At 48.6% G+C, this 26,353-nt stretch carries 22 protein-coding genes and 12 tRNA genes; 25 read left to right on the forward strand and 9 right to left on the reverse strand.

What is annotated here, in order from left to right; all coding sequences use genetic code 11:
- Positions 1–11 precede the first annotated feature (11 nt).
- The 14 genes from ACYVUU_RS04585 to ACYVUU_RS04650 all read left to right on the forward strand — a co-directional run bounded on the left by ACYVUU_RS04585 (position 12) and on the right by ACYVUU_RS04650 (position 3,381).
- Positions 12–85 (forward strand) — tRNA-Arg (locus ACYVUU_RS04585).
- Between the two features lie 2 nt (positions 86–87).
- Positions 88–160, forward strand: a tRNA-Val gene (locus ACYVUU_RS04590).
- Positions 161–163: 3 nt separating this feature from the next.
- A tRNA-Glu gene (locus ACYVUU_RS04595) sits at positions 164–235 on the forward strand.
- Between the two features lie 41 nt (positions 236–276).
- Positions 277–364, forward strand: a tRNA-Ser gene (locus ACYVUU_RS04600).
- 9 nt (positions 365–373) lie between these two features.
- Positions 374–447 (forward strand) — tRNA-Met (locus ACYVUU_RS04605).
- Between the two features lie 3 nt (positions 448–450).
- Positions 451–524: transfer RNA gene (locus ACYVUU_RS04610), tRNA-Asp, on the forward strand.
- A 6-nt stretch (positions 525–530) separates the two neighbouring features.
- Positions 531–603 (forward strand) — tRNA-Phe (locus tag ACYVUU_RS04615).
- 8 nt (positions 604–611) lie between these two features.
- Positions 612–693 (forward strand) — tRNA-Tyr (locus tag ACYVUU_RS04620).
- Positions 694–697: 4 nt separating this feature from the next.
- Positions 698–768: transfer RNA gene (locus tag ACYVUU_RS04625), tRNA-Trp, on the forward strand.
- A gap of 13 nt (positions 769–781) precedes the next feature.
- Positions 782–854 (forward strand) — tRNA-His (locus tag ACYVUU_RS04630).
- A 29-nt stretch (positions 855–883) separates the two neighbouring features.
- A tRNA-Cys gene (locus tag ACYVUU_RS04635) sits at positions 884–954 on the forward strand.
- 28 nt (positions 955–982) lie between these two features.
- A tRNA-Leu gene (locus ACYVUU_RS04640) sits at positions 983–1,067 on the forward strand.
- 362 nt (positions 1,068–1,429) lie between these two features.
- Positions 1,430–3,049, forward strand: a complete 1,620-nt coding sequence (locus ACYVUU_RS04645) for a peptide ABC transporter substrate-binding protein (protein ID WP_484500094.1) — start codon at positions 1,430–1,432, stop codon at positions 3,047–3,049.
- Positions 3,050–3,138: 89 nt separating this feature from the next.
- A complete protein-coding gene (locus tag ACYVUU_RS04650) occupies positions 3,139–3,381 on the forward strand; it encodes a hypothetical protein (protein ID WP_439775923.1) in 243 nt (80 codons plus the stop codon).
- Between the two features lie 58 nt (positions 3,382–3,439).
- On the opposite strand, the gene ACYVUU_RS04655 is transcribed toward ACYVUU_RS04650, so the two are convergent.
- Entirely contained in the window at positions 3,440–5,401 is a 1,962-nt protein-coding gene (locus ACYVUU_RS04655) for an EAL domain-containing protein (protein ID WP_484500095.1), read from the reverse strand.
- 355 nt (positions 5,402–5,756) lie between these two features.
- Here ACYVUU_RS04655 and ACYVUU_RS04660 point away from each other — a divergent pair, with 355 nt between their 5' ends.
- From ACYVUU_RS04660 to ACYVUU_RS04690, 7 genes are all read left to right on the forward strand, one after another.
- Positions 5,757–6,641, forward strand: coding sequence for a phosphate ABC transporter substrate-binding protein (locus ACYVUU_RS04660; RefSeq protein ID WP_484500096.1), 885 nt, complete (start codon positions 5,757–5,759; stop codon positions 6,639–6,641).
- A 19-nt stretch (positions 6,642–6,660) separates the two neighbouring features.
- Positions 6,661–7,569: a phosphate ABC transporter permease subunit PstC gene (pstC, locus tag ACYVUU_RS04665; protein WP_439775920.1), complete on the forward strand. Its 909-nt coding sequence runs from the start codon at positions 6,661–6,663 to the stop codon at positions 7,567–7,569.
- Between the two features lie 2 nt (positions 7,570–7,571).
- Entirely contained in the window at positions 7,572–8,447 is an 876-nt protein-coding gene (gene pstA / locus ACYVUU_RS04670; protein WP_484500097.1) for a phosphate ABC transporter permease PstA, read from the forward strand.
- Positions 8,447–9,205 (forward strand): phosphate ABC transporter ATP-binding protein PstB, encoded by a 759-nt coding sequence (gene pstB, locus ACYVUU_RS04675; RefSeq protein ID WP_484500098.1) that lies wholly within the window; start codon positions 8,447–8,449, stop codon positions 9,203–9,205. The genes pstA and pstB overlap by 1 nt, the downstream gene beginning before the upstream one ends.
- Before the next feature lie 18 nt (positions 9,206–9,223).
- Positions 9,224–9,862, forward strand: coding sequence for a phosphate signaling complex protein PhoU (gene phoU, locus ACYVUU_RS04680; protein WP_439775917.1), 639 nt, complete (start codon positions 9,224–9,226; stop codon positions 9,860–9,862).
- Between the two features lie 85 nt (positions 9,863–9,947).
- Complete coding sequence (locus tag ACYVUU_RS04685; protein ID WP_439775916.1) at positions 9,948–10,625, forward strand: response regulator transcription factor; 678 nt, start codon at positions 9,948–9,950, stop codon at positions 10,623–10,625.
- Positions 10,625–12,283: a sensor histidine kinase gene (locus ACYVUU_RS04690; RefSeq protein WP_439775915.1), complete on the forward strand. Its 1,659-nt coding sequence runs from the start codon at positions 10,625–10,627 to the stop codon at positions 12,281–12,283. Before ACYVUU_RS04685 ends, ACYVUU_RS04690 begins: the two co-directional genes overlap by 1 nt.
- A 73-nt stretch (positions 12,284–12,356) precedes the next feature.
- On the opposite strand, the gene bsh is transcribed toward ACYVUU_RS04690, so the two are convergent.
- Complete coding sequence (gene bsh, locus ACYVUU_RS04695; RefSeq protein WP_439775914.1) at positions 12,357–13,331, reverse strand: choloylglycine hydrolase; 975 nt, start codon at positions 13,329–13,331, stop codon at positions 12,357–12,359.
- A gap of 401 nt (positions 13,332–13,732) precedes the next feature.
- On the opposite strand from bsh, the gene abc-f reads away from it, so the two are divergent.
- The gene (abc-f, locus tag ACYVUU_RS04700; protein WP_484500099.1) at positions 13,733–15,238 is read left to right on the forward strand and encodes a ribosomal protection-like ABC-F family protein; all 1,506 of its coding nucleotides are present in this window, start codon (positions 13,733–13,735) and stop codon (positions 15,236–15,238) included.
- A gap of 331 nt (positions 15,239–15,569) precedes the next feature.
- On the opposite strand, the gene ACYVUU_RS04705 is transcribed toward abc-f, so the two are convergent.
- The gene (locus tag ACYVUU_RS04705) at positions 15,570–16,226 is read right to left on the reverse strand and encodes an NUDIX hydrolase (protein WP_484500100.1); all 657 of its coding nucleotides are present in this window, start codon (positions 16,224–16,226) and stop codon (positions 15,570–15,572) included.
- Positions 16,227–16,322: 96 nt separating this feature from the next.
- Between ACYVUU_RS04705 and ACYVUU_RS04710 the strand changes: the two genes are divergently transcribed.
- Positions 16,323–17,360 (forward strand): glycosyl hydrolase family 18 protein, encoded by a 1,038-nt coding sequence (locus tag ACYVUU_RS04710; RefSeq protein ID WP_484500101.1) that lies wholly within the window; start codon positions 16,323–16,325, stop codon positions 17,358–17,360.
- Between the two features lie 36 nt (positions 17,361–17,396).
- Here ACYVUU_RS04710 and ACYVUU_RS04715 read toward each other — a convergent pair whose 3' ends face one another.
- The 6 genes from ACYVUU_RS04715 to ACYVUU_RS04740 all read right to left on the reverse strand — a co-directional run bounded on the left by ACYVUU_RS04715 (position 17,397) and on the right by ACYVUU_RS04740 (position 23,081).
- Positions 17,397–17,981, reverse strand: a complete 585-nt coding sequence (locus ACYVUU_RS04715; RefSeq protein WP_484500102.1) for an NUDIX hydrolase — start codon at positions 17,979–17,981, stop codon at positions 17,397–17,399.
- A gap of 366 nt (positions 17,982–18,347) precedes the next feature.
- Positions 18,348–19,892, reverse strand: coding sequence for a YfcC family protein (locus ACYVUU_RS04720; RefSeq protein WP_484500103.1), 1,545 nt, complete (start codon positions 19,890–19,892; stop codon positions 18,348–18,350).
- A 247-nt stretch (positions 19,893–20,139) separates the two neighbouring features.
- Positions 20,140–20,907, reverse strand: coding sequence for an energy-coupling factor ABC transporter ATP-binding protein (locus ACYVUU_RS04725; protein ID WP_439775908.1), 768 nt, complete (start codon positions 20,905–20,907; stop codon positions 20,140–20,142).
- A complete protein-coding gene (locus ACYVUU_RS04730; RefSeq protein ID WP_439775907.1) occupies positions 20,897–21,715 on the reverse strand; it encodes an energy-coupling factor ABC transporter ATP-binding protein in 819 nt (272 codons plus the stop codon). The genes ACYVUU_RS04725 and ACYVUU_RS04730 overlap by 11 nt, the downstream gene beginning before the upstream one ends.
- Entirely contained in the window at positions 21,694–22,470 is a 777-nt protein-coding gene (locus ACYVUU_RS04735) for an energy-coupling factor transporter transmembrane component T (RefSeq protein ID WP_439775906.1), read from the reverse strand. Before ACYVUU_RS04735 ends, ACYVUU_RS04730 begins: the two co-directional genes overlap by 22 nt.
- On the reverse strand, positions 22,467–23,081 hold the full coding sequence (locus ACYVUU_RS04740) for an ECF transporter S component (RefSeq protein WP_439775905.1): 615 nt from the start codon (positions 23,079–23,081) through the stop codon (positions 22,467–22,469). Before ACYVUU_RS04740 ends, ACYVUU_RS04735 begins: the two co-directional genes overlap by 4 nt.
- Positions 23,082–23,465: 384 nt before the next feature.
- Here ACYVUU_RS04740 and ACYVUU_RS04745 point away from each other — a divergent pair, with 384 nt between their 5' ends.
- Positions 23,466–25,154 (forward strand): EAL domain-containing protein, encoded by a 1,689-nt coding sequence (locus ACYVUU_RS04745; RefSeq protein WP_439775904.1) that lies wholly within the window; start codon positions 23,466–23,468, stop codon positions 25,152–25,154.
- 36 nt (positions 25,155–25,190) lie between these two features.
- A complete protein-coding gene (locus ACYVUU_RS04750) occupies positions 25,191–26,351 on the forward strand; it encodes a diguanylate cyclase (RefSeq protein ID WP_484500104.1) in 1,161 nt (386 codons plus the stop codon).
- Positions 26,352–26,353: the final 2 nt, after the last annotated feature.

A 26,353-nucleotide genomic window follows, 5' to 3' on the forward strand; every position in this document is an offset into this window, starting at 1 on the left:
AATTGAATAATGCACCCATAGCGCAACTGGATAGAGTGTCTGACTACGAATCAGAAGGTTGTAGGTTCAAGTCCTACTGGGTGCATCGGAGGATTAGCTCAGCTGGGAGAGCATCTGCCTTACAAGCAGAGGGTCACAGGTTCGAGCCCTGTATCCTCCATCTGGCCCGTTGGTCAAGTGGTTAAGACACCGCCCTTTCACGGCGGTAACATGAGTTCAAATCTCGTACGGGTCATTGCCGGAAGGCAAGAATTGAATATTTTCTATCCATCATCTGGAGGATTACCCAAGTGGCTTAAGGGGACGGTTTTGAAAACCGTTAGACGGGGCGACTCGTGCGTGGGTTCAAATCCCACATCCTCCTTTTTATTATCGCGGGATGGAGCAGTCTGGTAGCTCGTCGGGCTCATAACCCGAAGGTCGTTGGTTCAAATCCAGCTCCCGCAATATGGTCCATTGGAGCAGTGGTTTATCTCGCCTCCCTGTCACGGAGGAGATCGCGGGTTCAAATCCCGCATGGACCGTTTGATGGCTCGGTAGCTCAGTTGGTAGAGCAATGGATTGAAGCTCCATGTGTCGGCGGTTCGATTCCGTCCCGCGCCATTGAAAATGGAGGAATAGCGAAGTGGCTAAACGCGGCGGTCTGTAAAACCGCTCTCTCTGAGTTCGGTGGTTCGAATCCACTTTCCTCCATAATAGGGATATAGTTTAAAGGTAGAACTACGGTCTCCAAAACCGTCGGTGTGGGTTCAATTCCTACTATCCCTGTTAAGAGAATATGGCGGTATTGGTGAAGTGGTTAACACACTGGTTTGTGGATCCAGCATACGTGGGTTCGATTCCCACATACCGCCCTAGCCGAAGGGCAGAAAAGAATAATCGTGGCGGTGTAGCCAAGTGGTAAGGCAGAGGTCTGCAAAACCTTAATCGTCGGTTCGACTCCGATCCCCGCCTTAGGCTTAACGGCCAAGTAGAATAGCATGGCGGTGTGGCGGAATTGGCAGACGCGTCAGACTCAAAATCTGGTGTCCATTACGGACGTATCGGTTCGACCCCGATCACCGCTATAATTTGGAGCGACTCTGAGGAGTCGCTCTTTTTTTGCTTTCATTTGCAGGAAAGTTATGAAAGAAACTGCTTTTTATCCTCTTTTTGCCAAAAGGGCTTGCATAAAGCTGAAAGTGTGTTAGTATAGTAAGCATATTAGGAAGAACGATTTTTATTTAGAAAGGAGCAAAAGCATGACTCAAGCTGGTATCAATACTTGCAGGCTTGGCGGTGTCGTTGGTAAGGCGAGCCGATCTTTGTCATGTTTTTGCTCTTAAAGCAAAAATTTTTGAATAATCTTCAAGCAGCACGGCTGTGAGATTTTTTCTGTTCGCGCCAATGGCATCGTTAACTGGAAACTGTTAATTGTTTATGCGAGGTATTGGAATTGAACAAGGGAAAATCTTTATTGGCTGGTGCTGCTGTTTTGTTTTCTGGGGCGTTTTTGACGGCCTGCGGGCAAAGCAAGGGAGTAAGTGAAAAGCAGGTGCTGAACTGGATGACTTCAGCGGAAATCATCACTATGGACCCATCTAAGGCAACTGACACGACTTCTTTCACTCAGATGGAAAACACCATGGAGGGCCTGTATCAGTTAGGCAAAAACAACCAGGTCAAGAATGCCCTGGCGACTAAGGCAGTCCAAAGCAAGGACGGGCTGACCTGGACTTTTGCTTTGCGTAAAGACGGCAAGTGGTCAAACGGGCAGGCGGTTACCGCTAAAGACTTCGTCTACTCCTGGCAGCGGACGGTTAATCCAAAAACCGCGTCCCAATACAGCTATATCTTCTCCGGTATCAAGAACGCTGACGCGATCGTGGCAGGGAAGAAGTCGCCGGCAAGCCTTGGCGTGAAAGCTCTTGGCAAGTACAAGCTGCAGGTCAAATTGGAGCACAAACTGCCATACTTCAAGCTCTTGATGGCCTTCCCGGTCTTTTTTCCGGAAAGCCAAAGCGCTGTTGAAAAATATGGCAGCAAGTATGGCACTTCTTCCAAGACCACTGTTTTCAATGGGCCATTCATTCAAAAAGGCTGGACTGGGGCCAACCTGTCATGGAAGATGGTTAAGAACAAGTACTATTGGAACAAATCGGCCGTCAAACTGTCTCAGATTAACTTCACGGTTGAAAAGTCACCGTCGACTGCCTACAACCTTTACCAGGATGGCAAGCTGGACACGGCCATTTTGAGCGCCCAGGCGGCTAAAAACCTGCAAAAGCAGGCCGGCTACGTGATCAGAAAGAACAACGGCACGACCTACATGCAGTTCAATACCAAACTGGCTAAATTTAAGAGCACCAAGCTCCGTCAGGCAGTGTCCATGGCGCTTGATCGGCAGGCCCTGGCTAAGACCCTGGGCGGCGGCTTTACCGGTGCGACGACCTTTACCGCGGCTGATATGACCAAGGTAGACGGGCAGGACTTTACCCGGCTGGCCCAGGACAAGACGACCAAGCAAATCACCAGCTACCACAAAGAAGCTGCTCAGACGGCATTTAAAGCGGCTCTCAAGGACTTGAAGCTGAAGAAATTATCCTTCACCTTGCTGACGGCTGATGACGACAGCTCAAAGGCAATTGGCGAATACATCCAGAGTGCTTTGGAAACGGCTTTTGGCAAACAGATTTCCGTCAAGGTGCAGAGCCTGCCGACCAAGTCTCAGTTTGCCAAGATGGACAGCGGCAATTTTGAAGCTTGCGTGAGTGGCTGGAATGCTGACTTTGCCGACCCAATTTCATTTTTGGACTGCATGACTTCGACCAACAGCTACAATTCCGGCAAGTGGTCAAACAAGCAATATGACCAGCTGATCGCCCAGTCCAAGACTGTTTCTTCATCCAAGCAGCGGATGCAGCTTTTGGCCAAGGCGGAAAATATCTTAATGACCGACCAAGGGGTAACGCCGCTGGTTCAATCCGGCAGTGCCTGGATGCTGAATAGCAAGGTCAAGGGGCTGATCTACAACGGCAGCTACTACTTCGAATACGCTTATTTGCAGTAAAGGAACAGGTAGAACGATTGCCAAAAAGGCTTGCTTTTGTTAAACTGAGGTCAGAAATAAAAGACTTTTGCAAACAGGGGGAGCAAAAAATGAAGGACTCAAATTCATTCGTTTACAATGTTTGGCTGATCATTCTGTTGGTTGCGGCTTATGTTTGGCCGATCTTCGGGATAGTGCCGGCAATTTACCTTTTTATCAAGCGAAAGGACGAACAGTTAAATCAAATGCAAGGCTGGATTACTCTGGCCTTGATTTGGCAGATCGTCCTCTGGCTGCTTTTGATCTTGGCCGTGGTTTGCTTTGTTGCGGTTGCTGCCGGCTCTGGTAAATAGTAATTGAAAAATAAACATGTAAAAACCGCTAGTCACGCGACTAGCGGTTTTGTCTTGCCTATAAATAAGCTGCCATTTTCTTGTAAAGGTCATCTAGAGGAACTGGTGGGCTGAAAAGGAAACCTTGGGCTAGATCACAGCCGGCTTCTTTAAGAAAGTCGAATTGCTCCTGGGTTTCCACTCCTTCACAAACGGTTTTGATGCCTAATTCTTTAGCCATCCGGCAGATGTTGGCAACGATTGTTTTGGACCGGTCGTCGAACTTCCGGAGGAAGACCATGTCGATCTTGATGACGTCGAAATTGTAATCTTTGAGGACGTTTAAGCTGGAATAGCCACTGCCAAAGTCATCCATCCAGACTTGATAGCCCAAGTCGTGGAAGCGCTGGACCGCTTCAACCATAGCCTGGCTGCCATTAAGGGCACTTTCGGTAATTTCGATGTGCACCTGACTGCGGCTGAGTCCATATTCGGCGACCGTCTGCTCAATTTTTTGGTAAATATCGCAAGCTTCTAAGTCTGTTCTGGAAATGTTGAAGCTGATCGGGAAAATCTCTCTTCCTTCTTCCATTAACTTTTGAGTATCCCGGCCATAGCCTTCCAAAACATGGCAGTCGACCTTGTAGACTATCTGGTTTGCTTCCAGGACCGGAATGAACTTGTCTGGTGAAAGAAAGCCGTAAGCCGGGTCAATCCAGCGCGACAGCGCTTCGCATTCGGCTAATTTCATGGTCTTAATGTCAATCAAGGGCTGATAGTAAATCTTGAGCCAGTTGTCCTGGCAGGCTTGATCGATATTTTCCAAAACATGTACCCGGATTTCATCAGCTTTGGCCAATTCATCATTATAGACACCGATTACATCTGTTGTATCTTTGACAGAGTTTAAGGCGCTGCCTGCTTGGTCGAGAACATGAACCAGGTCGGTAGTGCGCTGGCGGCGCAGAAGCTTGCTGCTTGGCGTAAAAGGCGCCAGGCCAACCTTAAAAAGGAGTGTCTCACCTCTGCTTCCGGTAGCAATATCTTGGGCAATAGAGAGGAATTTTTTCTCTTCATCTCCGACGATTACGCCGATAAAGTGGCTGCCGCCGCTGCGAACGATAGCAGTTTCAGGAAAATTTTCTTTTAACTTGCGATGAACCTGCTTGAGCAGGTTGGTCCCGGCCTGGTAGCCGTTAGCCAGGTTGTAGTCATGCAAATTGACCAGGGAACTGTAAAAAATGAACAAATCTTTGTTTTGGGGCAGCTGCTTGATAATATCGTCAGAATGTTCCAAAAAGTAGTAAAGATTCTTGGAACCAGTTAAGGGATCATCGCTGTATTTTTGCAGGTAGTTTTCATAGCGTGTAATGCTGAAAATATTATACTTCATGAACACGATGTACATGATGCAGGAAATCAGAGCTAAAATGCTGACCACGTAGCCGATGGGGGTGGGCATTGCCGAGTTGCTGCCGTCAAGAAACATGCGGGGAAATTCAGCCTGGGCAACAACCAGGACCATGCAAAGCAGGGTAGACCAGAAAAAACGGCTGTCTTCAGTGATTACGGTATGTTCCTGGCTGATGTAGAGAATTTCCTTTCTAAAGAGGAAGTACAGGCCAAGAGTTAAAAGAATGGTGAAGAAGTCCCATTGCCAATCTTGATTGGCCAGAAGAGAGGATATTTCGGCGGCAATGACAAATTGACAGTAGGTGAAGAGGGCCACGGAAGCCTTCTTATTTATCAAGCGTTGATAAAGGGCAATGACCAAAAGCAAGGTCAAGAGGATGAGGCTGGTTGCCAAAAAGAAGTCGCTCAAAGCATTGAAACTAAGTATGGGACTCAATTTTTGGTAGAGCCAGACGGTCATGATCATGGACGTGTTTAATGACAGAAGGAAGGCTCCAAGACTTTTGCCAATCCGTTTAGGGATGGTTTCTTCTTTAAAAAATAACTGATCACTAATCAAGGCAATTAAAAAAGCTTGCAGGAGAAAAGTGTGATTGCGGGAATAGAAGGCTGAAAACCAGGCTAGCATGTGTTTTTCCTCAAATAATATCTTTATTAACAGAACTGTTTACATATAGATTTTAACATATATTTCTGTCCAAAGTGGATGGCAAATTGGCCTTTTTTAGTAAAGTTAAATTCGTGTAAAGGCGGTCGGAAAAGAGATGTAAGCGCTTCTATTTTGCAGTGTAAAAAATAAGTTAATTAAGCAAAATAAACTGAAAAAGTTAAGTAGGGCCTTGCGAAAGCTTTGAAATTTTGTTAAGAAACTGCCGTAGCTTTAGATAAATTAAGTATTTTACATTGATTTAACAATCATCACTGAATGCATTTAACTTGCCTCCATTAAGATTGAATCAGTAAGAATTCAAGGAGGAATAAACATGTCACGCAAAAAAACCAAAGTCGCTATTGTTGCGCTTGTTTTGCTGGCAATCGTCACCGGCTGCGTAATCGGCAGCTCCAAAGCTGATACCAAGGGAGTTTCCGGGACAGTCAACATCGCCGGGTCATCCGCCCTTCTGCCTTTAGCGCAGAGCGCGGCCAAGACTTTCATGGACCAGAACCCGGACAGTGTCATCAACACTAACGGGGGTGGGTCCGGCCAGGGGCTGCAGCAAGTTTCTGACGGCACCATCGACATCGGGGACTCAGACTTGTTCGCCGAAGAAAAGCTGGATAAGAAGTCAGCCAGCAAGCTGGTTGACCACCAGGTGGCCATTACCGCGATTGCCCCAATCATTAACAAGGATGCTGGGGTCAAGAACTTGACCACGGAACAGTTGATCAAGGTCTTCACTGGCAAGGTAACCAACTGGAAGCAGGTCGGCGGCAATGACTGCCAGATCGTCCTGGTTTCAAGACCATCTTCATCAGGTACCCGGGCAACTTTCGAGCAATACGCTTTAAAGAAGCACGCCAGCCAGTCCAACCAGTCTCTGGAAACTGACGACTCAGGTACTTTGATTCAAATGATCCAAAGCGTTCAAGGCTCAATTGGCTACGTGTCCCTGTCATACCTGACTGGTGACCCGCAAGTTGGCATCGTATCAATTGACGGTATCAAGCCAACTCTGGAGAACGTCTACAACGGCAAGTACACTGTCTGGAGCTATGAACACATGTACACTAAGGGCCAGCCAAAGGGTGCTGCCAAGGCATTCTTGAAGCAGATGCTCAGCAAGGAATACGGTAAAAAGATCGAAGCCATGGGCTATGGCTTAGCATCCAAGCTGACGGCTGCCGCTAAAGCCACCCGTACAAAGTAAGAAGGAGAAATAAGGCATTATGGACAAAGTAGTTCAAAAAGCAATTGCCAGCGATAAGCGCTGGCGCGCGGTCTACATCGCCTGTGGTCTCTTGATCGTTGCTTTGACTCTTCTGATGGGGGCCTTCCTGCTCTACCAAGGCAGCCAGACCTTCCTCAAGGCTCATCACAGCGTTTGGGAGTTCCTGTTTACCAGTGATTGGGCACCACTTGACAAGACCGGCATGTTCGGGGGCAAAGTCGGGGCTGCTATTTACATCGTTGGTTCCCTGGAAACCTGTTTGCTGGGCTTGATCATCTGCCTGCCATTTGCTATCGGCTCAGCCGTTTACATGACTGAAATCTCACCGAAAATCGGTGAAAGATTCTTCCGCCCGGCTACTGAAATCTACGTCAGCATCCCATCCGTTGTTTACGGTTGGTTTGGCTTGACCAAGCTGGTTCCTTTGATCAGAAACATCTTCCACCCGAAGATGGGCGGTTTCTCAGTCCTGGCAGCCTCAATCGTCTTAGCCATCATGATCTTCCCAACGATCACTACTGTGGCCGCTGACGCCATCAAGGCGGTGCCAAACAGCTACAGAGAAGGGGCATACGGTTTGGGTGCCACCCGCTGGCAAGTCATCGGCAAGGTTGTTTTGCCAGCCGCTTCTGGCGGTATCTTAACCGGGATCATCCTGGGTCTGGCCCGGGCAATCGGTGAAGCTTTAGCCGTAGCCATGGTTATCGGTAAGACCCGATCATTTGCAACGAGTCTTTTGTCACCAACCAGCAACTTGACCAGTGCAATCGCCGCCGACATGGGTAACACGGCCCAGGGCGGGGAATACAACTTAGCTCTGTGGTCAATGGCCCTCTTGCTCTTCATCATCTCAATCGTTTTGATCGTCTTGATTCACAAGCTTGGCAATGGAAAGAAGGAAAAATAAATATGAGCCGTGCTAAAAGAAAAGATCGGCTGATGACGGGATTCTTCTACGCCATCGGCTGGATTATGCTGGCTTTCCTGCTCTACTTGACCCTTTCAATCATTATTGATGGCTTGAAAGGCTTCCAGTGGGACTTCCTGGGAGCGGCCGGGAACGGGATCTTCAACCAGTTCTTCAACACTATTTACTTAGTTTTCCTCTCACTGTTATTCTCAGTGCCGATCGGCATCGGGGCTGGGGTTTATCTGGCTGAATACGCCAAGGAAGGCAAGTTCCTGACAATGTTTGAAATCAGTATTGAATCATTGTCATCCTTGCCATCCATTGTCATCGGTTTGTTTGGCTACCTGGCTTTCATTATGTGGACCGGGATGTCTTGGAACATCTTGGCAGGTGCCTTGACGATCTCAATTCTTTCTATTCCTCTGATCACTACTGAAACCAATAACGCCATCCGGTCTTTGCCGGTGGAATACAAGGAAGGTTCCCTGGGCTTGGGCGCGACCAAGTCCGAAACCATCCGCAAGGTCTTGATTCCAGCGGCCATGCCGCAGATCTTGACCGGGGTAATCATGGCTGCCGGCCGTGGGTTCGGTGAAGCCGCTGCCCTTCTGTACACTTCCGGCCAGTCAACTTACATCAACTGGCAGAACTTCTGGAAGGTTACCTCACCAACTTCACCGCTGAACCCGTTCAGAAGTGGTGAAACCCTGTCTCTGCACATCTGGGTCATGAGAACTGAAGGGGCCTTGAACCCGTCAGCTACCCAGATCGCCAACTTTACTTCAGCAGTTCTGGTCGTTTTGGCCCTGCTCTTCACTTTGGTTACGCGCCGCATTTCAGACAAGATGCGCAAGCGCAATAACGGAGGAAATTAATGATGGAAGACAAAATTACAATCGAAAATCTGAACCTTTACTACGGCGATTTCCACGCCTTGCATGACGTCAACATGCACATTCAAAAGAATGAAATTACTGCCTTCATCGGCCCGTCAGGCTGCGGGAAGTCAACTCTTTTGCGGTCACTCAACAGAATGAATGACCTGGTTGAAGGCTGCCGCATCGATGGTTCAGTTAAGCTGGATGGCACTGACATCTACAATGGTGACCTGGACGTGACCGTCCTGCGGCAAAGAGTCGGCATGGTCTTCCAGAGACCAAACCCGTTCCCGATGAGCGTTTACGATAATGTTGCCTACGGCCCGCGGATCCACGGGATAACTGACAAGAAGGAATTGGACGAAACCGTTGAAACTTCCCTCAAGCAGGCAGCTATTTGGGACGATCTGAAGGACCGGTTGAAGAAGTCAGCCCTGGGCCTGTCCGGTGGTCAGCAGCAAAGACTCTGCATCGCCCGGGCCCTGGCTGTCAAGCCAGAAGTATTGTTGATGGACGAACCGACCAGTGCCCTGGACCCGATCTCAACCTCTAAAATTGAAGAATTGGCCTTGGAACTGAAGAAGAACTACACGATCGTCATCGTTACGCACAACATGCAACAAGCTGTACGTATCTCTGACAAGACTGGCTTCTTCCTCTTGGGTGACCTGGTTGAATTCGGTGAAACTGACCAGCTCTTCTCCATGCCAAAGGATGAAAGAACTGAAAGATACATCACCGGTCGGTTCGGTTAAGGCTAGAGGAGGCCAAAAATGAGAACAAGATTTGATAGAGAATTGGACCACTTGCAAGAAGCGATGGAAGAAATCGGCCAGCTTTGCAAGGAAACCATTTCTGAATCAACTGATACTCTGTTTACCGGCAACTACCATGAAGCAGAGGACACGATCAACCTGCACCACCGCATCCACAAGAGTGAGCGTGATATTGAAGACACCTGCCTGCGCCTTTTGATGGAGCAGCAGCCGGTTGCCACCGACCTGCGGGTAATCAGCGCATCTTTGAAGGCAGTTTATGACTTGGAAAGAATCGGTGAAATCGGCGCGGACATTGCTGACCTGGTACTTAATGAGCACCTTTCAGTGGCCAACGACATGCTGAACTTGAAGAGCATGTCCCAAATCGCTACTGGCATGGTCAACGACGCGGTAACTGCTTTGGCTACGAAAAATGATGAATTGGCCAAGGCGGTTATCAGCCGCGATGACCAAGTCGACGAAAGCTTTGACAAAGCGAAGGCATTTTTGATCGATAACTTCAACAAGGATGGCAACCCGGAATATTTGATCAATTTGATGATGGTCGCTAAGTACTTTGAAAAAATCGGCGATCACGCCGTCAATATTGCTAAATGGTCCTTATTTGTAACTACCGGCAAGGCTGGCAGATAAGTCCATGAAATTCCCCTTACCACTCTTGTGAATGATTATGGTTGTCAACTATAATTAAGTTTAAGAAAGGTTAAGGGGATTTTTTATGACTGAAATTTGGTGCGTAGAAGACGACGAAAGCATCCGCGAAATCGAAATGTACACGCTGGAATCAATGAACTTCAAGGTCCGCGGCTTTGAAGATGGACAATCTTTTTTCAAGGCCCTGGACAATAACCGGCCTGATTTGGTGATTTTGGACTTGATGCTGCCTGATGAAGACGGCAGTGAAATCCTCCACCAGATCAGATCTACTTCCGCGACCGAAGACTTGCCGGTCATCATTGCCAGTGCTAAGACGGCTGAATATGACAAGGTCAAGAACCTGGACTCTGGGGCAGATGACTACTTAACCAAGCCCTTCGGGATGATGGAAATGGTTTCCCGGGTCAAGGCCGTCTTGCGGCGGACCAACCACAAGAAGGAGGACAAGATCGAGAAAGACGGGATCAAGATTCTCTTGAAACGGCATGAAGTTTTCGAAAACGGCCACCAAGTCGATTTAACTTTGAAAGAATATGGACTCTTGAAGCTCTTGATCACTCATCCGGGAACCGTCTTTTCTCGGGAAGAAATCATGGATCAGATCTGGGAGACTGGTTTTTACGGTGAAACGCGCACGGTTGACGTTCACGTGAGAACCTTGAGACAAAAGCTGGGTGAGGCTGGTAAGCATATCGAAACAGTGCGCGGGGTCGGTTATCGCTACCATGAAGCAGACTAATGTTTAAGAAGATATTTCGAGCAAGTTTTTTGCTGACTTCCCTGGTTCTCTTCTTTGCTGTCTTGTTGAGCGCTATTGTCTTGAGCATTGACTTTGACCATAATGAGATGGCAGCCCTGGCTTCTCAGGCTGACCTGGCGGCCAGCGGGGTAAATACCAGCGGCAAGAAGTATCTCAAGAGCCTTAAAGGAGAGAACTACCGGATTACTTGGATAAATTCCAAGGGCAAGGTTCTCTACGACAATGAAGAGAATCCAAAGAAGATGGGCAACCATGCCCACCGCGAGGAAGTCGCTGAAGCAATGAAAAATGGCACGGGGACAAGTGAACGCTACAGCACTACTTTGTCAACCGTGACCATGTACTACGCGGAGCGGCTCAAAAACGGCGGGGTCATCCGGGTGGCAATCACCAGAAACTCCTTCTGGCGAATGCTGCTCCGGCTCTTGTCGCCACTTTTGCTGATCATGCTCTTGGCTGTTTTGGTTTCCTGGTTCCTGGCTAAGACAATCTCACAGTCGATTGTCAAGCCGCTGAATGAGATGGATTTGGACAAACCGCTGGAAAGCAAGGCCTATGATGAAATTAAGCCGCTTTTGACCCGGCTGGACAGCCAAAACAAGCAGATTGCTGATCAAATGGAACAGCTGCACCATCGGGAGAAGGAATTTAAGACAGTGACTGATGCCATGCAAGAGGGCTTGATCTTGATTGACCTGGAAGACAAGATCCTTCTATCTAACCCAGCTGTCGTTTCGCTTTTGGGTTTGCACGACAGCGATCCATTGCCAGCTGACGTCAAGGAGATTATTGATCAAAACAGCCGCTTGGCCCATGCTGAGGGAATTGTTGAAAGAAATGGCCGCAACATTCAGATCAGCGCCAGTCCGATTACCAGTCGCAAGATTTTGAAGGGGACTTCGATCTTGGTGGTTGACGTGACGGAAGAGTACCATGAAGAGCAGGTCCGGCGGGAATTCACGGCTAACGTGTCGCATGAACTGAAGACGCCTCTCCAGTCGATCATGGGATCAGCAGAGCTTTTGGAAAACCATTTGGTCAAAGAAGAGGACCGGGACGGCTTTTACAAGAAGATCCACGAATCTTCAGCCCAGCTCTTGACCTTGATTGACGACATTATTCGCTTGTCCCACCTGGATGAAAACCAGCGCTTTGAAGAAATCAAGCTTAATTTGAAGAGTCCGGTGACGGAGGCTTTGGAAGCCCTGCAGGGGTCAGCTGACCGGCACGGAATCAAGCTGGAAACTGACTTGGGCGACTGCATGATTATTGCCAACTTCCGTCTCGTCTATGAAATTGCCTACAACTTGATTGACAACAGCATCCGCTACAACAAGGAAAAGGGCAAGACCAAGGTCACGGTTAAGAAGCACCGGGGCCAGGCAATCTTGCAGGTGGCAGATACTGGGATTGGGATTCCCCAAGAAGCCCAGAGCCGCATTTTTGAACGCTTTTACCGGGTGGATAAGAGCCACAGCCGCAAGACTGGGGGGACGGGCCTGGGCCTGTCGATCGTCAAGCATGCCGTTCAGCAGTGCCACGGGACCATCCGCCTGGAAAGTGAGTTAGGCAAGGGGTCAACCTTTACGGTTATTTTCCCGGCTATGCCAGCGGAAGCAGAAGAAAATAGCAAATAAAGCAGAATGACAGAAGAAAACCAGTTCACTGTAAGCAGTGGACTGGTTTTTACTATATGTTTAAAAAATAAGTTTAGTTGTCGAAGTGGAATTGCAGGTCCTTTTGCAGCTTGTAGCTGGTCAGTTCCTTACTGTCCAGGTCGGTCTTGTGCATGTCTACGGCGTGGACATCCGGGTTGCCATAGGTGGTGTAGTAGTAGATCCCCTTTTCCTGGTTCATGCAGGATGAGTAGATGGTGTATTCATATTCGCCTGGGGTAACTTCACACAGGCCCTTGACTTGTTCAACTGAGCCCAGGATCTTGAAGAATTGGTTGACTGAGCTGGCTTCATCCTTGTCGCAGAGACTGTTGTACTTGGTGAAGACGCAGCGGACGAAGCGGGACTTGCTGGACAAGTCGCCCGGCAGGCCTAAACCGCTCATGCCGCGGGAGTATTCAGTGAGTTCAACGCCGTCAGCAAACTTGTGGTCCAGACGGTGAGCTGAAAGGGCGTAGTAGTCATTCAAGGCGAACTTCATAATCGGGAATGGCGGGTTGTTGGTCATGACGCCGACTGGGTTGTCGTAAACGTGCAGGCCGTCTTCCATTGATTCAACCACGATGCAAGCGTCCTTGTCGGCGATCATCCAGTGCAGGGTACTGGTTGGGAAGTCTTTTGAAAAGTCTTCGGCAGAGATGCTGATGTTCTTCAAGGCTTCCTTGGCTTCAGCCACGCTCTTGCAGGTCCCCAGAATGTATGGGACGAATTCAAAGGAAGTAATGTTGTCCTTGCCTTCCTGGTCAGGGAAGTAGTAGGCATTGCCCGCGAAGTTCAAGCCGGCCATGCCCAGCCCTTCTTCGTTGACGGCGTCATAGTAAAGCGGGTAGTCGCCGACAACTGTTGCCATCCCAATAATGGCATAGTGGCTGTCCAGGTCCGGTACTTTCCGCATTGGGAAAACATAGTTTCTTGGAGTGATGGTGACTGTTTCATTGTAAGAAAAGTCCAGGTCCAAATTACGGCCAAAGTAGTGGTCGTCAGTTGCGAAAGTAATTGCTGTACACATGATATAAATACCTCCTGTTAACGTTATTGTAGAACTTTTCACCGGAAAAGGAAAGCAAAATTACTTAAATTTTAGTAGAGAGAAATATAATAAAACAAATAAAAAATAGGGCAATAATCCTTAGAATTAGAATATTAGCAAAACTGTTTAAAAAAGTGCTTGCTCGCCCTGCGCAAGTTATGGTAGTATACAAGGCAAATAAATGATCGAAAAGGAGGCGAAAGCGGTGCGTCTGTAATCTTGCATTTTCCATAGGCAACCATCATGATTCAAGCAGCTTTATTTGTTGCGCGGTCAAGGGGGTTACTATGCACTTTTGCAAGATTGACGCTGCTTTTGCCGCGGAGAGTCTGTCCATTGCAGGGGTGCAGACTCTCTTTTTTCTTTTCGAGGTATAAATTATGACAAATATTCAGATTAAGCACCTTTCCTACACTTATCCCAGCCAGGCAGAAGCGATTTTTAGTGATTTGTCGCTGGATTTAGACTCTAGCTGGAAGCTGGCCCTGGTTGGCCGGAACGGCCGGGGCAAAACAACCTTTCTCCGTCTTTTGGCCGGACAATTGGGAGACCAGCGAGCAGTCAAGTCTCCTTTGACCTTTACTTACTATCCTCGCTTTTTGCCAAAAGATGAAGCGGCCTACTTCAGCTTGATGGACGAAGCAGGTTTTGAACTCTGGCGCTTGGAAAAAGAAATGAACCGGCTGAACTTAGAGCCAGAACTTCTCTACCAGCCCTTTGGCCTTCTCAGCGGGGGAGAGCAGAGCAAGCTGCTTTTGGCCCTGGCCTTCAGCCAAGATGGCGTCTTTCCCTTGCTGGATGAACCGACCAACCACTTAGACAGCGCCAGCCGGCGAGAAGTAGCTGAATACCTGAAAAAATCCAAGACCGGCTATATCGTGGTCAGCCACGACAGGACTTTTTTAGAAGAAGTCAGCGACCATGTCCTGGCCCTGGAGAACGGGGAAATTCACCTTTACCAGGATGACTTTGCCGGCTACCAAGTGACCAAAAAGCAGCGAGACCAGACCAATCAAGAGAAAGACCAGCAGCTGCGCCGGGAGATCAAGAGCCTGGAGAAGAGCCGCAAACAGCTGGCGGCCAATGCCCAGAAGGCAGAGAGCAGCATCCATGCTAAGGGAAAAATCAAGCCCGACCGCAGGGCAGAATTGAGTGATAAGGGATTTTTGAGCAAGCGGGCCGCAAAAGTAATGAAGCGGTCGAAAAATGTGGCCCGCCGGCAGGAAAAAGAAGAGACAGCTAAGCAGGGGCTTTTGGCCAATATTGAAAAAGCACCGGCATTAAACTTGAATTTTAACCCCAATTACCACCAGACCATCTTTACCGGGCGCGATCTAAGCTTAGAGATTGCCGGCCGGACCTTGTTTAAGGGGCTGAATTTGGAATTGTCCAGCCGGGGGATCGTATCCTTGACCGGGCCAAATGGCAGCGGCAAGACCAGCTTTTTGTCCTGGCTTCTGGGTAATAAAGATTTGACCTGCCAAGGGGATTGGGATTTGCAAGCGGGGCTTAAAATCAGCTACCTGCCTCAAGACCTGTCAAGTTACCGGGGCCGGCTGGAGGATTTTGCTAAAGAACATGACTTGAATTATGAGAACTTTTTAAACCAGCTGAAAAAATTAGGCCTGGAGCGGGAGGCCTTTAAACAAAAGATTGAGGAGATGAGTCAAGGGCAGAAGAAGCGGGTGGCCCTGGCCAAGTCCTTAACTGAAGAAGCCAGCCTCTATCTTTGGGATGAGCCGGCCAACTACTTGGACCTTTTCAACCAGGACCAGCTGATTGACCTGCTGAAAAAAGAGCGGCCAGCCATGCTTTTGGTCGACCACGACCAGGCCTTTATCGACGCGGTAGCAGAGCAAAAGGTCAGCTTGCAGGCAGTTTTATAGCTTGCAAAAAAAGTCCTTCTGCCCTAAAATTTACATTAATTTAATAAGAGCCTTTTACTTGATTTTACTTCCTTAGTTTATTCTGTTAACTAAAGGGGGCGGAAAAGCATGACACGGTACGTTTTATGCAAACCGGACAAGCCCAAGCTGACTTATTGGAGCATCATTGCTTTTATTGTACTTGGCATCATCGCCACGGCATATTTGGGGCTGACGGCATAGCTTACTCATTGATAAACTCTTCTCAAAAATACAACTGCGCTAAAAAGCCACGGCATTTTCTGCCGTGGCTTTCGTCTTGTAATATCTATGTAACAAAGGCTTGCTACAATTATTTCCAGAGGTCACTGACAAAGTAGCACAGGGCTGCCCAGGCAACCAAGGGCAGGTAGTGGCCATAGTCGTCTCTGCCTTCTTTTAAAAGGCGACGGGCTTCTTCCTTGTCAACCAATTTGAAATCGCCAAAGACTTCAGTCCCTTCCGCGCCCTTGTGGTTAAGCGCGGACAAGTCATCGACATGGATAACAGCCTTGACGATGGCGTTGCTTTCATCGCTAAAGCCGGAAGCCGTGAAGACCAAGGGATTGATGACTTCAACCGTGTCATTTTCGCCGACGCTTAAACCGGTTTCTTCCTTGACCTCGCGGATCATGGCTGTTTTGACTGGGTCGGGGCTGGCCAGGTCAGCTGGGTCAATCAAGCCTGCAGGCACGCCGAGCAGGTAGCTGCCGGCTGGATACCGGTACTCATAAAAGAGCAGGAGCTTGTCTTCCTGGCCTGCTTCTTTGACGATGACGTAGGCGCAAGCCGCGTCGGGCAGGGCGCTGCCAAGCTCTGGGTCCTGCTTGAAGGCAAAGAGCTGGTCAGGATTTCTTCTGGAAGCGTCATAGTAGTGGACCCCGTTTTCATAAGCCAGGTCGTAAAGCTTGACGTATTTGGTAGCGGCCAGAGTCTTGCTCTGGTCACGGGAAATTTTGGGTTCTTGCATAAAAGTGTCAGTCCTCCTTATATCACTTTTATTTTACTCCAGGAAAAAAGCTGGAGAGCTTTTTTGCTGAAATTTAACGGTAAGAATGGAGCAGTCATGAAGAAAATCAGCAAATTTTTGAGTATTGTGGCCCTGGGCCTGTTAGTCGGGGGATGCAGCCAGGGGCAAAAGGCAAAGCAGACTAAGAGCAAAACTGAGACAAAGACCAGTCAGACCAGTAAGAAGGCGACCGGGACTTTGGCGAAACTCAGCCAGGGCCGGGATTTGTTTGCCTGGACGGTCTACTGGGACGTAGACAAGCCTTGGCAGACCATTCAAAAAGAAAGCCAGAATATCGACGCGGTCGGGACCTTCGCGGCTTTTTACGATGAAAACAAGAACTACGAGCTTTTTTTAGCAGATGGCAGCAAGAAGCTGGGCAAGGAAATGCGGACTACGGCCAAGACCAGCAAGATCAAGCGCTACATGACCGTGGTTAATGACACCCGGACGGCAGACAAGAGCACCGAGCTCTTGGAGACCCTCCTGTCCAGCAAGTCAAACGCGGACAAGCATGCTAAAGAAGTCGTGGCTCTGGCCAAAAAGTACAATTTTACCGGGGTGGAAATCGACTATGAGCAGATTAGGGACAATCTCAGCCTGTGGAAGAAGTTTTTAGTCTTTGAAAAAGCCCTCTACGCCCGGACTAAGAAGGCAGGACTGGACTTGCGGATCGTGCTTGAGCCATCAACGCCGGTAAGCAAGATCAACTTCCCTAAGGGACCGGAATATGTCGTGATGTGCTACAACCTTTATGGCTACGGGACGAATCCAGGACCCAAGGCTGACTACAAGTTCTTGAAGAAGACGGTCAAGGACTTCTCCAGCTTAGGCAATATTTCTTATGCCTTGTCAAACGGGGGCTTTGACTTTAACGGGGATGAAGTAACTTCCGTGACAGGCCCTGAAGCTCAGCAAATTAAAAAGAAATACAAGGCCAAGGCCGTCCGTGACAAAAAAAGCGGCGCCCTCTACTTCAAATATGGCACCCATACCGTCTGGTATGCGGATCAAACTACCCTGCAGCTGTGGGCCAAGACCCTGGACAAGGCCAGCGGGAAAAAGGTCGGCATCAGCATTTGGCGGATGGAATAAACTGATATAGGAAAGAAAAACTAGCTGAAAAATCAGCTAGTTTTTTCTCTTTTCTTGCTTTTCTTTCGTCGATAGTTTTTGCAGGTATTCCCGTAAAAGCTTTAATCCGCCCACCGGGGTGCAGAAAGCCGGGTCTTTGGCCAAAGACTTTTTCCAGACTTCATCCAAGTCAAACCAAGAGGCAGCTGAAACTTCTTCTTCCTGCAAGTGCAATTTCTTTTCGTCAACAGGCTTAGAGTAGACATGCACAAAGGAAACTTCCCGGTTCTTGAATTCGGCATGGTGGAAGACCTCGTCATAGCAGTTGTGGAAGGTGCCGATGAAGGTGAAGTCAGCGGCCTGGCTCTTGATGCCTAGTTCTTCTTCCAGCTCTCTGATGATAGTCTCCAGGGGTTCGTCTCCGGCATCAATGTGGCCAGCTGAAGAGGTGTCAAAGCAGCCTGGGTAGGAGTCCTTATTGGCTGATCTTTTCTGCAGGAGGACCTGCCACTTGCCCTCTTTTTGCCGGATGATCCAAACAGAGGCGCAGCGGTGCCAGGCCCCAATCTGGTGGGCTTCATTCCGTTCAATGGTCTGCCCGGTTGGCCGGCCCTCTTTATCCACAATATCAAGAATTTCCATAGTTTACCTCGAGTTTTCAACGCTTTTAGGGCGATTTTACCAGCAAAAAGTCTTTTTGTCATGGCCTCGTGAAACAAAAACGCCACTTTAACCGGTTACAAGTAAAAGAGAAGAAATCACGTAATACCAAGCTTTTTCTTTTAAAAACTGGACAAAAATCATTTGTGCACCAAGGCTGTTAAAAGCATAAATTTAACGATAAAGCTAGTCATACCAAGCATTTTATGGCCTTTAAAAAAGAAAGGCTAAAAAATTGCGACAGCGTGAAACGGTAAAAGTGGAAAAAGTCAAATATTGACCAAAAAAGCAAGGCAAAAGAATTTCCCTTGCCTTGCTTCTTTGAAGCAGTTGTAAAGTGTTAACTGTTTAGTAGACCAGGAGGCCGATTCCCAGGAAGATCAGACAGATCACGAACTGGATGACCAGTTGCTTCCATATGAACTTAAACCAGCGGTCAAAACTGATGTTGACCATGGCCAGGGACATCAAGATCAGGCCAACTGGTGCGATTAAGCCGATATAGCCCTGCCCCCAGTTGTAGGCATCGATCACGCTGGCCCGGTCGACACCGACGATGTTGGCCAGCGGCGCCATGATTGGCATGGACAGCACAGCTAAACCAGATGATGACTGGATGAAGAAGCCGAGGACGATGTAGATCAAGAAGAGGACCCAGACGAAGGCCAGCTTGTTCATGCCAGTGATCTGCTTGCTGAAGAAGTACATGATCGTGTCGCTGGTGTGGCTTTCATCCATCACGATGGAGACAGCCCGGGCCAAACCGACCGTCAAGGCAACTCCTAAAAGGTCTGCCGCACCGCTGACAAAGCTTTCCATGAAGCGGTGCTCGCTTAAGCCGGAAACCAGGAAAAGCAGGTAGGAAACGGCCAGGAAGACGACCGCGATCTCAGTAAAGTACCAGCCCTGGCTCTGCACGCCCCAGATCATGACCAAAAAGCCGGCCACGAAGGTGAGCAAAGTTAATTTTTGCCGCCAGGTGAAGTTGCCCTTGTCGGCTTGTGAGTCAAAAGCAAGGTACTTCTTCTTGTTTTCCTCGTATTGGTCGTAGACCAAGGACTTGCTTGGATCCTTGCGGACTTTTTCCGCATAGATGATGGTGTAGAGCATCCCGGCCCCCAGGGAAACCAGGAGCATGACGATTCTCAAAGGCAGGGCCCGAGCGAAGTTGACCCCAGCCGTGTTTGAAGCAATAACGGTTGAGAAGGGGTTGATGGTTGAACCTAAAGTCCCCAAAGTCGTGCCCAGGAAGATGGTGGCGACCACGGTCATCGTGTCATAGCCAGCCTCCAAGAAGACCGGGATCAACATCGGGTAGAAGGCCATGGTTTCTTCAGCCAGACCAAAAGTGGTCCCGCCCAGGGCGATCAAGCCCATGACGATGACGATCAAGAGGATCTGCTTGCCCTTGATATGTTCAGACAAGGCCTGCATCCCAGAATTAATGGCCCCATTGGCGTAGACAACCCCGATAATCCCACCGAGGATCAAGATAAAGGTGATAATGTCGATTGAATCGGCAATCCCTTGCACCTGGGAAGTCAAAAACTGGACGACAGCTTCCCGGAAATTAGGCTTTTTGACATTGACTCTTTCGTAAGAGTCTGGAATAGCCACCGGTTTGTAGATAGTGCCGTCGATTAATTTTTTAGCATCGATCTTGACCTTGTAGCGGTCAAGAGTCTTCTGCGTTGCTGGCTCATGCTTGACCTTGCCAGAAGGCATGGTGATGGCAAAATCCTTGGCCGACTGGTCATAAGAGACCGTGGCATAGTTGCCGGCCGGTATGAAAAAGGTTAAAAGCTGGACGAGCACCAAAACGATAATGATGACCGAATAAGCGGTCGGAAATTCATGCTTGCGTTTCTTGCTCCCACTGCGGTGAAAAAGCATCAAAATCATCCTCCTTGTTTGCTTTTGCTTTCCTTACACAATTAATTGTAAGAAAGTGGGGATGATTTTGCAAACGCTTTCGTATAAAGTTAAGCTTGATTTTACCTGCCTTTAAGAGGATTTTTAGGTTAAAAAGCGGGAAAAGCAAACTAAAAGTTATAGTGCCGGGCCTAAGAAGAAGTTAGGTAAATGAGAGTGAGATGAAGCGCATACATAATATTTACGATATTTTTGTCAATGCGGCGGTTTATTTTAACGTAAGCAATTCCGGCTTGAGCCCAAGCAACTGGCTGAGCTGCCAGGTCTTGGCCGGCAAAAGGCCCAGCCGGTCCAACATTTCCTGGTCGCTAAAGAGCTGGTGAACTGGTCCATGGTAGATCAAGCGGCCCTGGCTCATTGCGTAGACCTCCTGGCTTTCTTCAGCCAGCCAGTCCATGTCGTGGGTGATCATGATCACGGTTTTGCCCCGGGCCACCCTTTTTTGGATTAACTGGGTGACCAGGCAGCGGCCGGGATAATCCAGGCTCATCAAGGGCTCGTCTAACAGGCAGACCTCTGGGTCAAGGACCAGGGCGCTGGCGATGGTCAATAATTTTTTCCCGGAAAGAGAGAGGTCATATGGATTCAAGTCCCGGAATTCAGCCAGACCAAATTCTTTAAGGGTGGCTTCAGTACGGCTGGCAATTTCAGCTTCCGGCAATTTAGCCTGCCTCATGGACCAAGCCAGCTCTTTTTCCACGCTGGAGTTGAACAGCTGGTCATTTGGGTCTTGAAAGGCATAGGCAATCTTGCTCAAGCGGCCGGAAGCAAGGTAATCCGCTAAAACTTGGCCATCAGCGGAAATAGCCTTGCCAGCTGGCAAGAGGTCAGCTAAAAGCTTCAAAAGGGTGGATTTGCCAGACCCGTTCTGGCCAACCAGGCAGATCAAGCCGGGAGAAAAAGTCAGCTCCGGGATGTCCAGGACAAAATTCGACTCTGGGTAAGTGTAATGAAGGTTTTCAATTTTAATTTGCATTTTCGGCAGCTTTCTTAAGTTCACTGGCATTGACAGGATAGTAACCATTCAGCGTGAGGTCCAGCTTTTTTGCCATTTTCCAGGCAAGCGGCTTGTCGATTTCCGGGTCATCCAGCTGGTTGAAGACTTTCTGGGGAGAGTCCGCCAAAAGCAGGCGGCCGTCTTGTAAGACCCAGATTTGGTCACAGAGGGCGGCCAAGTCGTCAAGCTCACTGGAGACGATCAAGAAAGGACAGGAGAGTTTTGCCAGCCAGCTGAAAAAGTGCAGGCGGCCCAAAGGGTCCATCTGGCTGGTCGGGTCGTCGAGCAAAAGCAGGTCGGGCTCAGTAACCAGGGCGGTAGCGATCGCCACCCGCTGGGTTTGCCCGCCAGAGAGCTGGTTTGGCGACTGGCCCAGCAGATTGGTCAAGTCCAGCTGGTCAGCAGCCCGCTTAACGTCCGCGTCAATTTCTTCATCGCTCTTGCCCAGGTTGAGCAGGGAGAAGGCTAATTCGTCATAAACCGTGTCAGAAAGGCCAGAGAGCTGGCTGGCCGGGTCTTGCAGAAGCAGGGCGATTTCGTGCTGGCCTTTCCAAGTTTTCAAGTCTTCGCCGTTTACCCGGACTGAACCGGAAATCTTGGCGGGAATCATTTGGCCGGCAATTCCGGCTAAGAGGGCCAAAAGGCTGCTTTTGCCGGCATGGCTGGGTCCGATAATGCCGATGCGCTGGCCGCGGCTTTCGGCAGTGATCTTTTCTAATGCTAGTTTGTCAAAGCCCAGGTAGCGGAGGCTGAGCTCGTTGATGGTTAGTTGAAAATTATCAGACATGCTTTCACTCCTAAAAGTAGCAGGCAACTGGCAATGAGCAGGCGGTGGCAGAACTTGTCTTTCCAGTATTCATCTTTCAGACTGGCTGGCCGCCTTTTTGGGCTGGCATAGCCCCGCAGCTGCAGGGCAATTGACCGGCTCATGGCCTGCTGGAAACTCTTGACGATCAAGGGCAACAGGACAGGAAAGAGATTTTTGATCCTGGAGAGCAGGGACTTGGCCGGAGCAATCCCCCGGGCCTTCTGGGCCAGCTGGATCTTGTGCAGGTTTTGCTGCATCTGCGGCAGGATATAGCAGACTGACATAAGGACATAGACCTGCTGGTAGGACAAACCGGAGTTTTCCAAATAGCGGGCGTTCTCTGAAATGGTCGTCGTCTGGATGAAAAAGCTGCTGGAGAAGATGATGATTAAAATCCGGCAGGCTAAGAGAGCCGCGTGGTCAAGTCCTTCCTGGTAAAAAGTCACAGAAGCGATGGCAAAAGCCGCGGTATGGTTCTGCGGCCAAAAGAGCCCCTGGATCAAAAGCATGGTCAAGATGAGGAAGAGGCTGAAGGCGCACATTCCCCAGAGTGCATGGAAATTTTTGGTCAAAAGGGCCAGGATGAAGCTGGCAGCGAGGATGATAATAGCACTAGGCAGATTGCCGGCAGCAAAAGCAGCGAGCGTAAAGAGCAGAATCAAGAGCAACTTGCTGATAGGGTCAATGGCTGCCTGCCAGGCGGGCAAAGCCAGGTCTTCCGCGTTATTTTTCATTCTTCAGTCCCCTTGAAGAAGTAGACCAGGCGCTTTGGCAGCTGCTTGTAGATCAAAAAGGCCAGGTAACTAACGACCGTCTTGTCCAGAAGGTCAAGGACGAATTCATCAAGAAAAGACGCGATCCAGATGTTGACGTGCTTGGCAACCAGGGAGGCAAAAAGGGCATCCCCCCAGGCAATCCCAGTTTGCCCGCTCCAGAAGATGACGTTGAGCGGGGTAGAGATCAAGGCTGAAACCAGGGCAATGATAATAGCCGCCGGCAAGACAGTAACTGGCCGCTTGAAGAAGCCCCGCTGGTTCAGCCAGGCAACTGCGAGGCCGATCCCGATGCTGGTCAAAGCGTAAACAGTAGAAATAGGCGACAAAGTCAAACCGTAGATGACATTGTTGATAAAGCCGCTGATGGCCCCGGCGACAGGACCAGCCAGCATGCTGGCCAGGAAAGTACCCAGTGATCCCAGCCAGACCGGCAATTTAAGTCCTTCAGCAAAGGCCTTGGCGACATAGTTGATCCCAACGGCGGCCGGAATCAGGGTCATGGCGTGGGCGGAAAGCTTGAAGGACCAGAAGCTGGCCTTGTTTTTAGAATTGATTTCTTTAGAATCCATTTTGCAACCTCGTGAAAAATATATACAAAAAGAAAGTGACATAAAAACAGGCGATCGTCGAACCACTCATAAAAGTAAAGGTAACCTATACTTTTATGAAAATGATTTACTGCAAGCTTACCACCAGATCCTGGCAAGGACAAGGGATTATTAAAAAAAGATTTTTGCAAGCCTTTTTGCTGAGATATTTTTTATAACGTTTATTAAAATGATAATTTTTGTATTATAGGTAAACTATGTTTATTTAAGTAAAGAAAGGAGAGCATTGGCTGATTTTACGGAAATGCTGTTTTTCTTCTTTAATAAATATCATTCTTATTTTATAATGAATGTAAGCGCACGAAATCCCAAAAACCGGGTAGCGGAAAGACAGGAGCAGGTAGCATGGAAGAAATCAAATTTTCAGACCAGCAGAGGAAAGACTATGAAAATCTGCCAACAGGGATGGCAATTTATCAAATTATTGATGGCAAAATCAAAACCTTGCTGGTTACCGATGAATTGTGCAGAATGCTGAGGGTTGACCGCGACTTTTTAGTGGCCAGTCTTGACAAGAGCATGTTTGGTTTTGTCCACCCAGACGACATCGGCCGGATGGCATATTTTGGCAAGCAGTTCGCGGCACACTCAGATGAGAAATACGACGTCTTTTTCCGCTGGAAGACGCCAAACATGGAGGATTACCACATCTTTCACTCTGTGGCCAACCATGTGATGGTCGACGGCGTTCCTTTAGGTTTCTTTTTTTATACGGACGCGGAAGAATCTGGCAAGAACAACCAGATTCTGGACACCCACTACCAGAAGTATGCCAATGACCAGATGTATCAAGACCGCTTGACTAATCTGCCAAACCGCCGTTTTATGGAAATTTTTGGCATGGAAGAAGTGGCCAAGCTCCGTTTGACTAAGGAAGATCCAGTCTGCGTCAGTCTTAACATTGCCGGCATGAGCGTCTACAACAACCTTTATGGCCTGAAAAAGGGTGACCAGCTCTTGAAAGAACTGGCTGAGCTTTTGGTAAGCAAGATCACAGAGGGCCATGTCTATTACAACCGGGATGACCATTTCTTGATTTTGACGACTGCTGCCGGCATTGACGAAAAAATTAAGGAAATCCATGAAAAATTTATTAGCCTGGCCAAAAACGAGGCCGTGGACCTGCAATTTGGCCTTTATGACATTCAAGACGAAGATCAGAATATCATGACGATCACTCACCGGGCCAACCAGGCCATGAAGGAAATCGGCCATGACCGGCGCTTTTACGTAAAGAAGTATAATCCGACCGTTGAAGAGGAAGACTTGGAAGAAAGCTACTTTTTGGACAACTTCAGCCGGGCCATGGATGAAGGCTGGCTGACACCCTACTTTCAGCCAATTTGCTCGGCAAAAGACGGAAAAACTGCTTCTTATGAAGCCTTGGCCCGCTGGCAGGATCCGGAAAAGGGCTTGGTTTCACCTGCCGCCTTTATCCCGGTGATTGAAAAGCACCACCTTACTTATTACCTGGACATGTACATGCTCTGGGAAGTGGTTGCCAAATTGCGGCAGTGGAAAAAGCGTGGCCTGGACCTCAAGCCAGTGTCTGTCAATCTTGCTCACGAAGACTTTGAAATGCCCAATATGGTTGAAAAGATCAACAATCTGGTTACTGGAGCAGGCCTGGATCGGTCTTTGATCAAGATTGAAATTACCGAGCGGGACCTGTCGACCAACACTGTCCGGTTAAAAGAGCAGATCAAGCAGCTGCGCGCTTATGGTTTTGAGGTTTGGATGGACGACTTTGGCAGCGGCTACTCATCTTTGAATGCATTAAATGACTACAGCTTTGACCTGGTCAAGATCGACATGGTCTTTGTCCGCCACCTTGATGACGGGCCTTTAAACCGGCTTTTGATTCCGGAAATCGCTAAAGTAGCCCACCTGTTGGGGATGAAGGTGCTGGCTGAAGGGGTGGAAACGGAAGAGCAGAGAGACTTTTTGCAAGAAGCTGGCTGCGACTTGCTCCAAGGCTTCCTCTTCAGCAAACCGGTCAAATTGGATGAAAACCAGCAGGTTGTTTCGGAATAATTGTCAGCGAGTAGAAAATAATGTGATGTGATGAAGATGAAAGAGAAGGGAAACAGGAGAAAAGTTCATGGCCTTAGCTGGCAATTAGCCAATGAAAAAGAGGCAGTGTATGCTGATTATCTTGATTCTGAAGCTTTTCAAAAAGAGGTTGCCGACAATAATATCACTATGGGGATTGCTGTCTCCAGCTTGATCACGGTCATTGGTTTTTTAGGCATGTTTGGCCTTAATTCTTATTATGCCAATATTTCGGCTTTTCCCATGATCCCGAGCGAGTGGGTTTATCTCCTGTTGATCTTGTCTAATTTGCCCCACCTGCTTTTTTTGATCTGGCTAAATAAACACCGGCAGCCAGCAGAAGAAGAAATCAGAATAATATTTGCGAATTTTGCAATCAACGCTCTTTTGTCTGGCTTTACCCTGTACAGCACGCAAGAGGGGAGCAGCTACTTTTTTGAGCTGGTCTTGATGATGATGGTCATCTGCGTTCTGCCATATTATAAAAAAGGCCGCGGCATTGCCTTGGTGGCATTGAGTCTTCTGTCAACTTTGTCAGTTATTTCTATAAATCATGTCCAGGTCGCCTCGCAGGATGCTTATGACTTGTTTCTCTTTTACTTTATTTGCCAATCCTGTATTATTTTGCGCCGACATTGGTTTCGGCAGGCATCCTGGTACAACTACATCTTGCACCGGGCAAATGGATCACTCTTTGTCAGCAGCCGGACGGATGAATTGACTGGTCTATATAACCGGCTTGCCTTGCGGGAAGATTTTCCAAATTATCTCAAGCAAGAGATTGGCGTGGCCATGATCGACCTGGATGACTTTAAACGTTTCAATGACAATTACGGTCATGCATATGGGGACCTGGTTTTGACTAGACTTGGTCGCTACTTGCAAAAAGACTGGATGAACTCGCACCTGCGGAGCTACCGCTATGGCGGCGACGAGGTTTTAATTATCGCGTCGGGCATGGAAGATGGCGCTTTTGTCAAAAAATTGCAGATTTTTCAAAAAGAATATGCTAAACTAAACCGGCAGTTAAAAGAGCCAGCCACCTTGAGCATCGGCTATGCTACCGGTAGAATCGATGATGAAGAAGAGCTGCGGGCAATAATCAAGCTGGCTGACGACTATCTATACCAGGCCAAGGACCAAGGCAAGAACCAGATTGTTGGCGAAAAGCAGAAATGAGG

Source organism: Lactobacillus sp. WILCCON 0058 (assembly GCF_057198005.1).